The 10837-nt window shown below is 38.5% G+C and carries 14 protein-coding genes, 1 pseudogene and 1 other annotated feature; of the genes and pseudogenes, 11 read left to right on the top strand and 4 right to left on the bottom strand.

The window, feature by feature from the left end:
• Positions 1-94: 94 nt before the first annotated feature.
• Genes WKI42_RS07710 through pta form a run of 4 tightly spaced genes read left to right on the top strand, consistent with a single transcriptional unit; the run spans position 95 to position 3478 of the window.
• A complete protein-coding gene (locus tag WKI42_RS07710; protein ID WP_000171681.1) occupies positions 95-766 on the top strand; it encodes a GTP pyrophosphokinase in 672 nt (223 codons plus the stop codon).
• The gene (locus tag WKI42_RS07705; protein ID WP_338618255.1) at positions 750-1568 is read left to right on the top strand and encodes an NAD kinase; all 819 of its coding nucleotides are present in this window, start codon (positions 750-752) and stop codon (positions 1566-1568) included. The genes WKI42_RS07710 and WKI42_RS07705 overlap by 17 nt, the downstream gene beginning before the upstream one ends.
• Entirely contained in the window at positions 1565-2461 is an 897-nt protein-coding gene (locus tag WKI42_RS07700; RefSeq protein WP_368081607.1) for an RluA family pseudouridine synthase, read from the top strand. Before WKI42_RS07705 ends, WKI42_RS07700 begins: the two co-directional genes overlap by 4 nt.
• 42 nt (positions 2462-2503) lie before the next feature.
• Entirely contained in the window at positions 2504-3478 is a 975-nt protein-coding gene (pta, locus tag WKI42_RS07695; protein ID WP_173307034.1) for a phosphate acetyltransferase, read from the top strand.
• 447 nt (positions 3479-3925) lie between these two features.
• Here pta and WKI42_RS07690 read toward each other — a convergent pair whose 3' ends face one another.
• Positions 3926-4225: a YbaB/EbfC family nucleoid-associated protein gene (locus WKI42_RS07690; protein WP_000981526.1), complete on the bottom strand. Its 300-nt coding sequence runs from the start codon at positions 4223-4225 to the stop codon at positions 3926-3928.
• A gap of 402 nt (positions 4226-4627) precedes the next feature.
• Between WKI42_RS07690 and WKI42_RS07685 the strand changes: the two genes are divergently transcribed.
• The 4 genes from WKI42_RS07685 to rpmA all read left to right on the top strand — a co-directional run bounded on the left by WKI42_RS07685 (position 4628) and on the right by rpmA (position 6499).
• On the top strand, positions 4628-5326 hold the full coding sequence (locus WKI42_RS07685) for a YoaK family protein (RefSeq protein ID WP_173307035.1): 699 nt from the start codon (positions 4628-4630) through the stop codon (positions 5324-5326).
• Positions 5327-5390: 64 nt separating this feature from the next.
• Positions 5391-5478: a sequence feature (ribosomal protein L21 leader region), on the top strand.
• Positions 5479-5514: 36 nt separating this feature from the next.
• Positions 5515-5829: a 50S ribosomal protein L21 gene (gene rplU / locus WKI42_RS07680; protein ID WP_000109141.1), complete on the top strand. Its 315-nt coding sequence runs from the start codon at positions 5515-5517 to the stop codon at positions 5827-5829.
• A gap of 15 nt (positions 5830-5844) precedes the next feature.
• The gene (locus tag WKI42_RS07675) at positions 5845-6189 is read left to right on the top strand and encodes a ribosomal-processing cysteine protease Prp (RefSeq protein ID WP_000613699.1); all 345 of its coding nucleotides are present in this window, start codon (positions 5845-5847) and stop codon (positions 6187-6189) included.
• Between the two features lie 16 nt (positions 6190-6205).
• Positions 6206-6499, top strand: a complete 294-nt coding sequence (gene rpmA, locus WKI42_RS07670) for a 50S ribosomal protein L27 (RefSeq protein ID WP_000916509.1) — start codon at positions 6206-6208, stop codon at positions 6497-6499.
• A 209-nt stretch (positions 6500-6708) separates the two neighbouring features.
• Here rpmA and WKI42_RS07665 read toward each other — a convergent pair.
• Together WKI42_RS07665 and WKI42_RS07660 are read right to left on the bottom strand one after the other, a co-directional pair.
• Positions 6709-6842: pseudogene (locus tag WKI42_RS07665) on the bottom strand (TIGR03943 family putative permease subunit); the annotation flags it as partial.
• 58 nt (positions 6843-6900) lie between these two features.
• Positions 6901-7032, bottom strand: coding sequence for an SPJ_0845 family protein (locus WKI42_RS07660; protein ID WP_000268685.1), 132 nt, complete (start codon positions 7030-7032; stop codon positions 6901-6903).
• A gap of 307 nt (positions 7033-7339) precedes the next feature.
• Between WKI42_RS07660 and WKI42_RS07655 the strand changes: the two genes are divergently transcribed.
• Positions 7340-8257, top strand: coding sequence for a bifunctional riboflavin kinase/FAD synthetase (locus WKI42_RS07655; RefSeq protein WP_173274508.1), 918 nt, complete (start codon positions 7340-7342; stop codon positions 8255-8257).
• A gap of 87 nt (positions 8258-8344) precedes the next feature.
• Here the strand turns inward: WKI42_RS07655 and WKI42_RS07650 are convergent, their stop codons facing one another.
• On the bottom strand, positions 8345-9193 hold the full coding sequence (locus WKI42_RS07650; protein WP_173274509.1) for a YitT family protein: 849 nt from the start codon (positions 9191-9193) through the stop codon (positions 8345-8347).
• A 141-nt stretch (positions 9194-9334) separates the two neighbouring features.
• On the opposite strand from WKI42_RS07650, the gene WKI42_RS07645 reads away from it, so the two are divergent.
• Together WKI42_RS07645 and WKI42_RS07640 are read left to right on the top strand one after the other, a co-directional pair.
• Complete coding sequence (locus WKI42_RS07645) at positions 9335-10174, top strand: DegV family protein (protein WP_173274510.1); 840 nt, start codon at positions 9335-9337, stop codon at positions 10172-10174.
• 106 nt (positions 10175-10280) lie between these two features.
• A complete protein-coding gene (locus WKI42_RS07640; RefSeq protein ID WP_001284639.1) occupies positions 10281-10556 on the top strand; it encodes an HU family DNA-binding protein in 276 nt (91 codons plus the stop codon).
• The last annotated feature ends 281 nt before the right edge of the window (positions 10557-10837 follow it).

Genomic DNA, 10837 nt, shown 5'->3' with positions numbered 1-10837 from the left:
TTATGGTATAATAAGCATTGTATTTATTGTATATGAATCTGGAGAAAAAATCAAAGATATTTTTGAAGGATAATATGAGAACAAGGGAGAATATATGACCTTAGAATGGGAAGAATTCTTAGATCCTTACATTCAAGCTGTTGGTGAGTTAAAGATTAAACTTCGTGGTATTCGTAAGCAATATCGTAAGCAAAATAAGCATTCTCCGATTGAGTTTGTGACCGGTCGAGTCAAGCCAATTGAGAGCATCAAAGAAAAAATGGCTCGTCGTGGCATTACTTATGCAACCTTGGAACACGATTTGCAGGATATTGCTGGCTTACGTGTGATGGTTCAGTTTGTAGATGACGTCAAGGAAGTAGTGGAGATTTTGCATAAGCGTCAGGATATGCGAATCATACAGGAGCGAGATTACATTACTCATCGAAAGGCTTCAGGCTACCGTTCCTATCATGTGGTAGTAGAATATACGGTTGATACCATCAATGGAGCCAAGACCATTTTGGCAGAAATTCAAATTCGTACCTTGGCCATGAATTTCTGGGCAACGATAGAACATTCTCTCAACTACAAGTACCAAGGGGATTTCCCAGATGAGATTAAGAAGCGACTGGAAATTACAGCTAGAATCGCCCATCAGTTGGATGAAGAAATGGGTGAAATTCGTGATGATATCCAGGAAGCCCAGGCTCTTTTTGATCCCTTGAGTAGAAAATTAAATGACGGTGTAGGAAACAGTGACGATACAGATGAAGAATACAGGTAAACGAATTGATCTGATAGCCAATAGAAAACCGCAGAGTCAAAGGGTTTTGTATGAATTGCGAGATCGTTTGAAGAGAAATCAGTTTATACTCAATGATAGCAGTCCGGACATTGTCATTTCCATTGGTGGAGATGGCATGCTCTTGTCGGCCTTTCATAAGTACGAAGACCAACTTGATAAGGTACGCTTTATCGGTCTTCATACAGGACATCTGGGCTTTTATACCGATTATCGTGATTTTGAGTTGGATAAGTTAATGACCAATTTGCAGCTAGATACCGGAGCAAGGGTTTCTTACCCTGTTCTAAATGTGAAGGTTTTTCTTGGAAATGGAGAGGTCAAGATTTTTCGTGCCCTCAATGAAGCCAGCATCCGCAGGTCTGATCGAACCATGGTGGCAGATATTGTCATCAATGGTGTTCCCTTTGAACGTTTTCGTGGAGACGGGCTAACAGTTTCAACGCCGACTGGTAGTACGGCTTATAACAAGTCTCTTGGCGGTGCAGTGTTACATCCTACCATTGAAGCTCTGCAGTTGACAGAAATTGCCAGCCTCAATAATCGTGTCTATCGAACGCTGGGCTCTTCCATTATTGTGCCTAAGAAGGATAAGATTGAACTCATTCCAACAAGAAATGATTACCACACCATTTCGATTGACAATAGTGTCTATTCTTTTCGTAGTATCGAGCGAATCGAGTATCAAATTGATCATCATAAGATTCACTTTGTCGCGACTCCTAGCCATACCAGCTTCTGGAACCGCGTTAAGGATGCCTTTATCGGCGAGGTGGATGAATGAGGTTTGAATTTATCGCAGATGAACATGTCAAGGTTAAGACCTTTTTGAAAAAGCACGAGGTTTCTAAGGGGCTGCTGGCCAAGATTAAGTTTCGAGGTGGGGCTATTCTGGTCAATGACCAACCGCAAAATGCAACCTATCTATTGGATATTGGAGACCGAGTTATCATCGATATTCCCGCTGAGGAAGGCTTTGAAACTCTGGAAGCTATCGAGCGCTCACTGGATATTCTCTATGAGGATGACCACTTTCTAGTCTTGAATAAACCCTATGGAGTGGCGTCTATTCCTAGTGTCAACCACTCCAATACCATTGCCAATTTTATCAAGGGTTACTATGTCAAGCAAAATTATGAAAATCAGCAGGTTCACATTGTAACCAGGCTTGATAGAGATACTTCTGGCTTGATGCTCTTTGCCAAGCACGGCTATGCCCATGCACGATTAGACAAGCAGTTGCAGAAGAAATCTATCGAGAAACGCTACTTTGCTCTGGTTAAAGGAGATGGATATTTGGAACCAGAAGGAGAAATTATTGCCCCGATTGCGCGTGATGAAGACTCCATTATTACCAGACGAGTGGCTAAAGGTGGAAAGTATGCCCATACTTCCTACAAGATTGTCGCTTCTTATGGGAATATTCACTTGGTTGATATTCGTCTGCACACTGGTCGAACCCACCAAATCCGAGTCCACTTTTCTCATATTGGTTTTCCTTTGTTGGGAGATGATTTGTATGGTGGTAGTCTGGACGACGGCATTCAACGTCAGGCTCTGCATTGCCATTACCTATCCTTTTATCATCCATTTTTAGAGCAAGACTTGCAGTTAGAAAGTCCCTTGCCGGATGATTTCAGTAACCTTATTAAACAGTTATCAACTAATACTCAATAAAAAATATTAGAGTATAATTTATTATTTTAAAGGAGAAAACTCATGGAAGTTTTTGAAAGTCTAAGAGCCAACCTAGTTGGTAAAAATGTCCGCATTGTTCTACCTGAAGGAAAAGAACCTCGTATTCTTCAAGCTACGAAACGCTTGGTAAAAGAAACAGATGTTATTCCAGTCTTGCTTGGTAAACCAGAAAAAATTAAAATTTACCTTGAAATTGAAGGGATTCACGAGGGTTATGAAGTCATCGATCCTGACCACTACGCTAAGTTTGACGAAATGGTTGCTGCGCTCGTTGAACGTCGAAACGGTAAGATATCAGAAGAAGAAGCTACTAGACTCTTACGTGAAGACGTTAACTACTTTGGTGTAATGCTAGTATATATGGGCTTGGTTGACGGTATGGTTTCAGGTGCACTTCACTCAACTGCTGCAACAGTTCGTCCAGCCCTTCAAATCATTAAAACTCGTCCTAATGTTACTCGTACTTCAGGTGCCTTCCTAATGACTCGTGGTTCAGAACGTTACCTATTTGGTGACTGTGCTATCAATATCAATCCTGATGCAGATTCCTTGGCTGAAATTGCGATTAATTCAGCAATCACTGCGAAAATGTTTGGTATAGAACCCAAAATTGCTATGTTGAGCTATTCAAGTAAAGGTTCTGGTTTTGGTGAGAACGTTGATAAGGTAGTAGCAGCTACACAACGTGCGCACGAACTACGCCCAGACCTTGAAATAGATGGGGAATTGCAATTTGACGCTGCCTTCCACCCTGAAACAGCAGCTTTAAAAGCTCCAGGAAGTAAAGTGGCTGGACAAGCAACTGTATTCATCTTCCCAAGTATCGAAGCTGGAAATATCGGTTACAAGATTGCAGAACGTCTCGGTGGTTTCTCTGCTGTAGGACCTGTTTTACAAGGTTTGAATAAGCCAGTTAATGACCTTTCACGTGGATGTAGTGCAGAAGATGTTTACAATTTAACCCTTATCACAGCAGCTCAAGCTGTTCATCAATAGTGAAAACTATAAAGCGATATACTATGCTATACTGTAGTTATGAAACTATGTACGAAAAGCACTGCCATTAACTCCTGAGAACTAAATTACTGATTGGTGTCAAAAAGGACAACTTCCAAGCGATGATATCCTGTCTATATACGACCTATAGAAATCTGTAATATACATGTCCGTAAAACGATAAATTCCCTTTTGGATTTTATACTCAATAAAAATCAAAGAGCAAACTAGAAAGATAGGCGCAGGCAGTACTTGAGTACGACAAGCCGACGCTGATATGGTTTGAATTTGATTTTTGAAGAGTATTAAATGAGTATGAAAAGAGAATTTTTTCATGAGAAAACGCATAATATTGAGTGTTTTGACACCTGATATTATGCGTTTTTTATAATTTTTGCACCTTTCTTAGCCTTTGTTATCGACAAGGATTGTTCTAGCTCCTTGTTTTTAGAATGGCAATTTCCCAGCGAAAGCACCCAGTTTTTTCTTGGTAGTTTCATCGATTTGTTCAAGAGCAGAATTGATGGCTTGAACGGTCATATCAGAAAGAGTTTCAAGGTCCTCTGGGTCAACGACAGCTGGATTGAAATCAATGCTGACAACTTTCTTATCTCCAGTTAAGGTCGCTTGGACAAGGTCTTGAGCAGATTTGCCAACAAATTGCATGGCAGCAAGTTCGGCCTGGCTTTGTTCCATTTGTTTTTGAAGTTTTTGTGCTTGACGCATCATGTTTTGCATGTTCATCATAAGATTTCTAAAGTTCCTTTCATCTCAAGGGGATAATCCCTGTTGTTAACAAGTGCCTGATTTTCTCTCCTAATTGTTATTAGTAGCATAGCTATCAAGCCCAAGTATTGATTTTATTATACCATTTTTTTAAGACATAGTCTTTTATTGATGAGAGTTATTTATGTCAAGGAGTGATTAGAAATCATTTAAAATAATGATTTTTGCTAAGAGGGGCTCTATTCTGGTTTCATGGAAATGATTTTACTAAAGGTTCGTATGCTTTGTTTACAAACATGTTACCTCTATCTATTTTTGGATAAATAGTTGTCTATTATTATTTTTATGCTAATAGTAAAATCTAAATGGTAGTCTACGATTTTTTAGAAAGAAAATGGTACAATATTTCTAAGAGAAAATACAATGGGAGGTAAAATGAGGTTATTACCTATAAGAAAAATATCACGTCAGTCTAAAAGGTTAGCACTTTTTTTGACGTTTTGTGCTGGATATGTGGATGCTTACACTTTTATTGTACGAGGGAATACCCTTGTAGCTGGACAAACTGGAAATGTCGTCTTTCTTTCAGTAGAATTAATTCAAAATAATGTTTCAGATGTTAGGGACAAGGTTCTTACCTTGCTAGCTTTTATGATGGGGGTCTTTTTATTAACTGTTTATAAGGAAAAATTGAGAATTGTAAAAAAACCGATTCTGTCACTGATTCCTTTGGCAATACTATCAATCATTATTGGTTTTGTGCCGCAAACTGTAGATAATATCTATCTAGTACCGCCCTTAGCCTTTTGTATGGGCTTGGTGACAACTGCCTTTGGTGAGGTTTCGGGTATTGCTTACAATAATGCCTTTATGACAGGGAATATCAAACGAACAATGCTGGCTTTTGGGGATTATTTCCGAACCAAGCACACTCCTTTTTTGCGTGAAGGGTTCATATTTGTTAGCCTGCTTAGTAGTTTTGTCCTTGGTGTTGTCTTTTCAGCCTATTTGACGATTTTCTATCATGAAAAGACTATTCTTGGTGTTCCTATTATGATGAGTATTTTTTACCTTAGCATGCTTTTTGCCTCTTGGCAGAAAAAAGTAAAAGAAAAAGCTTGATTTTAGGTGTTATTACTTGTAAGAAAATAGGAGATATGCTATACTTGAAGAGTTGACTATGCACGATCCTGTGCAACCGCACGAACATCGTTGCTTGATTATTCAAGTTTAAGTGGTTCGTCCCACGATGCTAGGCGAGTCTTCACAAAAAAATCGGGGAAACCCATAAAAATCATAGGAGGTGCATAATGAGCACATACGCAATTATCAAAACTGGCGGAAAACAAGTTAAAGTTGAAGTTGGTCAAGCAGTTTACGTTGAAAAATTGAACGTTGAAGCTGGTCAAGAAGTTACTTTTAACGAAGTTGTTCTTGTTGGTGGTGAAAACACTGTTGTCGGAACTCCACTTGTTGCTGGAGCTACTGTAGTTGGAACTGTTGAAAAACAAGGAAAACAAAAGAAAGTTGTTACTTACAAGTACAAACCTAAAAAAGGTAGCCACCGTAAACAAGGTCACCGTCAACCATATACTAAAGTTGTCATCAACGCAATTAACGCTTAATTTTAAGGAGAACACATGATACAGGCAGTCTTTGAGAGAGCCGAAGATGGCGAGCTGAGGAGTGCGGAAATTACTGGACACGCCGAGAGTGGCGAATACGGCTTAGATGTCGTGTGTGCATCGGTTTCTACGCTTGCCATTAACTTTATCAATTCTATTGAGAAATTTGCAGGCTATGAACCAATCCTAGAATTAAACGAAGATGAAGGTGGCTATCTGATGGTTGAAATACCAAAAGATCTTCCTTCACACCAGAGAGAAATGACCCAGTTATTCTTTGAATCATTTTTCTTAGGTATGGCAAACTTATCGGAGAACTCTTCTGAGTTCGTCCAAACTAGAGTTATCACAGAAAACTAACACGGAGGAAAACATTATGTTAAAAATGACTCTTAACAACTTGCAACTTTTCGCCCACAAAAAAGGTGGAGGTTCTACATCAAACGGACGTGATTCACAAGCGAAACGTCTTGGAGCTAAAGCAGCTGACGGACAAACTGTAACAGGTGGATCAATCCTTTACCGTCAACGTGGTACACACATCTATCCAGGTGTAAACGTTGGTCGTGGTGGAGACGATACTTTGTTCGCTAAAGTTGAAGGCGTAGTACGCTTTGAACGTAAAGGACGCGATAAAAAACAAGTTTCTGTTTACCCAATCGCTAAATAAAAAGGTTCAGTGAACCTTTTTATCCTGAGCCTTGAAATGTAAAGGCGAGGAAGCTAGAAATAGCATTAAATAAGGCTTTCCGAGTTTTCGGAGAGCCTATTTTTTTGTTTTGGTACCCATACTTTTTAATATGTATAGTGGATTGAATCTGGAATAGAACACTGCTAAAAATTGATTTGAGTTTCCTAATCGATTTCTTCAGATTCTCTATAAGAACTGTTATCTGGTTTCAAATATTGGCTTGTCGTCCCTTCACTTGTCTGAATGGCTTGAGCCGTTCCTTCTGATAAGGGAAAAGATATTCTTTAGCTGAAACTGTCTGAGAATCCAAGCTAACAGATGGAGAGAAAAATAGCGCCAGTCTGAAGCATACTAGATGAGAGTTGTTGGAAGGCAGTCATCTAGTTTTTCTTTTCTGCTTTGGCTTTTTTCTCTTTGTCATCAGGGAAAGTAACTTGTTTCAAATCAGGGAGTTTCGCAAACTCTTCAAACATTTTGTCCAAGTCGTCTCGTTTTGTAAATTTTACAGCCATAGGTGTACCTCGATTCTAAATTCTACCTTTTCAGCACCAACTAGTAATTTAAAGTTCTCAGGAGTTAGTTGCATTGCTTTTTCATACATAAGCATAGTATGACACTTTATGGTTATTGAACAAGTCTAATCACTCCTTTCAAACTTTTGAAGATGTCCTACAAGTTTTTGAGAAGAATATTGCAAAGTTCATAGTTGAGCAACGATAGAATGAAGTGCTTTTTGAAAACAGCTACACTTCAGGTTAAAAAAATGACATTTCAGATTTTCTGTTCCAGAAATAGCTATCGCTATGATATAATTAGTTTATGATTATTACTATTCCTATAAAAAACCAAAAAGATATTGGCACACCATCTGATTCAGTCGTAGTCCTTGGCTATTTTGATGGTATACACAAGGGGCATCAAGAATTATTTCGTGTTGCCAATAAGGCTGCGAGAAAGGATTTATTGCCTATCGTGGTTATGACCTTTAATGAATCACCAAAGATTGCTTTAGAGTCTTATCATCCGGATTTATTTTTGCATATTTTGAACCCTGCTGAACGTGAAAGAAAATTAAAGCGGGAAGGTGTAGAAGAATTATATCTCCTTGATTTTAGTAGTCAATTCGCTAGTCTCACGGCAGAAGAATTTTTTGCAACTTATATCAAGGCTATGAATGCCAAAATTATTGTTGCAGGTTTTGATTATACATTTGGTTCTGACAAAAAAACAGCAGAAGATTTAAAGGATTACTTTGATGGAGAAGTTATCATTGTTCCACCTGTAGAAGATGAGAAAGGAAAGATTAGTTCAACTCGTATCCGTCAAGCTATTTTAGATGGAAATGTGAAAGAAGCAGGAGAACTTTTGGGGGCACCGCTTCCATCAAGAGGGATGGTGGTTCATGGCAATGCTCGTGGTCGTACGATTGGTTATCCAACAGCTAATTTGGTGCTTTTAGACCGTACTTATATGCCAGCAGATGGCGTTTATGTCGTTGATGTTGAGATTCAAAGACAGAAGTATCGTGCTATGGCTAGTGTCGGGAAAAATGTGACCTTTGATGGAGAAGAAGCACGTTTTGAAGTCAATATTTTTGATTTTAATCAAGATATTTATGGGGAAACCGTCATGGTTTATTGGCTTGATCGCATTCGAGATATGACAAAATTTGATTCTGTTGACCAATTAGTGGATCAGTTAAAGGCTGATGAAGAAGTCGCTCGGAATTGGTCTTAAGAGTTTGAGTAAAGAAAAAAGAGGTTGTTTGTAACCCAAAAGATAGATGATTTAGTCTAACTTTTGAGGTCACGACATTACCTCTTTTTATTCTTTTTCAAAGGTAAATCCTTCTCCAAGGATTTCATGGGCTTCTGTAATGGTTATAAAGGCTTGAGGATCGATTCGATGAATCATTTCCTTCATTTTCACAATCTCATTCCTACCGACAATACAGTAGATAATCTTCAAATCTTTTTGACTATAGTAGCCTTGACCTGAGATGAAAGTAACACCTCTTCCTAGGTCATCATTGATCGCCTTAGCAAGTTGGTCAGGACGTTTTGTGATAATCATAAAGCCTTTACCTGCGTAGCCACCTTCGCCAATCAAATCAATAACACGCGAAACGATAAAATCAAATAAGAGTGTGTAGGAAACCAATCTCAAATCCTTGAAGATAAGGAGAATGAGCATGAGAATACAAAAATCTAAGATAAAAAGTAGTTTCCCCATTGATATATGAGTGTATTTGTTGAGAATACGAGCTAGAATATCAGTTCCGCCAGTTGTACCTCCAGCATTAAAGATAATTCCAAGACCAATTCCCAAGAGAATCCCAGCTATAAGGGCAGTGATTAGTAAATCACCTTGAAGGTTAATATGAAGGGGAATACGCTCAAAAAAAGCCAACCAAGCTGACAAAGCTATGGTTCCCAGTAAACTAGAATAGAGAGATTTTGCTCCAAATATTTTCCAAGCTAGGATGAAAAGGGGAATGTTAATCAGCAAGTTCATGAGCGAAACAGGGATTTTAAAAAGATAAAAGGTGATAAGGGTAATACCTGTTGCCCCTCCTTCAAAGAGATGATGAGGAACTACAAAATAAGTCAGACCAAAAGCATAAATAGCAGCACCTAGTAAAATGGTTAAAATAGGATAAATTTTTTTAATCATAGGACACCTCTTTTCTTATAAGTTGATTATATCAAATTTTTACGGAAAATTTGAGTGACTCCATTAGGATTTTTAATCTTTTTTTGATATAATTAGAAGTAAGAAAACCAATCTGAATCCTAAAATAGAAAGATTGATACTATGACAAAAATTAAGATTGTAACCGATTCATCTGTTACTATTGAATCTGAACTTGTAAAACAATTAGATATTACAATTGTTCCATTATCTGTAATGATTGATAATGTTGTTTATTCTGATGCTGATTTGAAAGAAGAAGGTAAATTTCTTCAGTTGATGCAAGAAGCTAAGAATCTTCCGAAAACAAGTCAGCCACCTGTAGGTGTCTTCGCTGAAGTTTTTGAAGACCTATGCAAGGATGGTAGCCAGATTCTTGCTATTCATATGTCCCATGCCCTTTCTGGTACTGTAGAAGCAGCACGCCAGGGTGCTAGTTTATCTACTGCAGATGTGACTGTTGTTGATAGTTCCTTCACTGACCAAGCCTTGAAATTCCAAGTTGTTGAGGCTGCTAGATTAGCTCAAGAAGGCAAAGACATGGAGACAATTTTATCTCATGTAGAAGAGGTTAAAAACCACACAGAACTTTATATTGGCGTTTCAACTTTGGAAAATCTTGTCAAAGGTGGACGAATTGGCCGTGTAACTGGATTGTTGAGCTCACTTCTCAATATCCGTGTTGTCATGCAGATGAAAGACCATGAATTGCAGCCAATGGTTAAAGGTCGTGGAGCTAAAACTTTTAAAAAATGGTTAGATGAGTTGATAACATCGCTTTCTGAACGTTCTGTAGCAGAGATTGGAATTTCATATTCTGGTAGTGATGATTGGGCAAAAGAGATGAAAGAAAGCTTACAAGCTTATGTTGAAAAGCCAATTTCTGTTTTGGAAACGGGTTCCATTATTCAAACTCACACGGGTGAGAACGCTTGGGCTATTTTGGTACGTTACCACTCCTAAAAAAATAAATAAAATGGGAAGAAATAGCGTTTTTAACTTGACCTAAAAGGGATTTTAGGATATGATTATATTTGTTAATTAGAAATTATTTGGAGGAATCGTTAACATGGCAAACAAACAAGATTTGATCGCTAAAGTAGCAGAAGCTACAGAATTGACTAAGAAAGACTCAGCAGCAGCAGTTGAAGCTGTATTTGCAGCAGTAGCTGACTATCTTGCAGCTGGTGAAAAAGTTCAATTGATCGGTTTTGGTAACTTTGAAGTTCGTGAGCGTGCAGAACGTAAAGGTCGCAACCCACAAACTGGTAAAGAAATGACAATTGCAGCTTCTAAAGTTCCAGCATTCAAAGCTGGTAAAGCTCTTAAAGACGCTGTTAAATAATCAGCCTTTGAAAAGCCTATTGTATCAAGCTTTCTAGCTTGGGCAGTAGGCTTTTTACGTACGATAGGCATGTCGTATATCTGAGGTGTAAGTCCTCGGTGGGCACCTGCTACCGGTGAACCCAATAGCGATTCCCAAGCCTGACTATCGTGAGGTAGCGGATTAAAATGGTCTGGGGATAGACCGTTTTAAGTCTGACGTTGGAAATAAGAATCGTCAGAGGAAGGGATGGCGAAATCGTGGCTCTACGAACAGGAACGTGATAGTAAGGCGTATATAGC

It is taken from the genome of Streptococcus pseudopneumoniae (assembly GCF_038148935.1).
GTDB lineage: Bacteria > Bacillota > Bacilli > Lactobacillales > Streptococcaceae > Streptococcus > Streptococcus pseudopneumoniae_U.
This window is presented reverse-complemented; position numbering and strand designations above follow the sequence as displayed.

Excerpts from the sequence above, each read along its gene's own strand:
- WKI42_RS07710 (WP_000171681.1), top strand. The coding sequence starts at position 95 with ATGACCTTAGAATGGGAAGAATTCTTAGATCCTTACATTCAAGCTGTT.
- WKI42_RS07705 (WP_338618255.1), top strand. The coding sequence starts at position 750 with ATGAAGAATACAGGTAAACGAATTGATCTGATAGCCAATAGAAAACCG.
- WKI42_RS07700 (WP_368081607.1), top strand. The coding sequence starts at position 1,565 with ATGAGGTTTGAATTTATCGCAGATGAACATGTCAAGGTTAAGACCTTT.
- pta (WP_173307034.1), top strand. The coding sequence starts at position 2,504 with ATGGAAGTTTTTGAAAGTCTAAGAGCCAACCTAGTTGGTAAAAATGTC.
- WKI42_RS07690 (WP_000981526.1), bottom strand. The coding sequence starts at position 4,225 with ATGATGAACATGCAAAACATGATGCGTCAAGCACAAAAACTTCAAAAA.
- WKI42_RS07685 (WP_173307035.1), top strand. The coding sequence starts at position 4,628 with ATGGGAGGTAAAATGAGGTTATTACCTATAAGAAAAATATCACGTCAG.
- rplU (WP_000109141.1), top strand. The coding sequence starts at position 5,515 with ATGAGCACATACGCAATTATCAAAACTGGCGGAAAACAAGTTAAAGTT.
- WKI42_RS07675 (WP_000613699.1), top strand. The coding sequence starts at position 5,845 with ATGATACAGGCAGTCTTTGAGAGAGCCGAAGATGGCGAGCTGAGGAGT.
- rpmA (WP_000916509.1), top strand. The coding sequence starts at position 6,206 with ATGTTAAAAATGACTCTTAACAACTTGCAACTTTTCGCCCACAAAAAA.
- WKI42_RS07660 (WP_000268685.1), bottom strand. The coding sequence starts at position 7,032 with ATGGCTGTAAAATTTACAAAACGAGACGACTTGGACAAAATGTTTGAA.
- WKI42_RS07655 (WP_173274508.1), top strand. The coding sequence starts at position 7,340 with ATGATTATTACTATTCCTATAAAAAACCAAAAAGATATTGGCACACCA.
- WKI42_RS07650 (WP_173274509.1), bottom strand. The coding sequence starts at position 9,193 with ATGATTAAAAAAATTTATCCTATTTTAACCATTTTACTAGGTGCTGCT.
- WKI42_RS07645 (WP_173274510.1), top strand. The coding sequence starts at position 9,335 with ATGACAAAAATTAAGATTGTAACCGATTCATCTGTTACTATTGAATCT.
- WKI42_RS07640 (WP_001284639.1), top strand. The coding sequence starts at position 10,281 with ATGGCAAACAAACAAGATTTGATCGCTAAAGTAGCAGAAGCTACAGAA.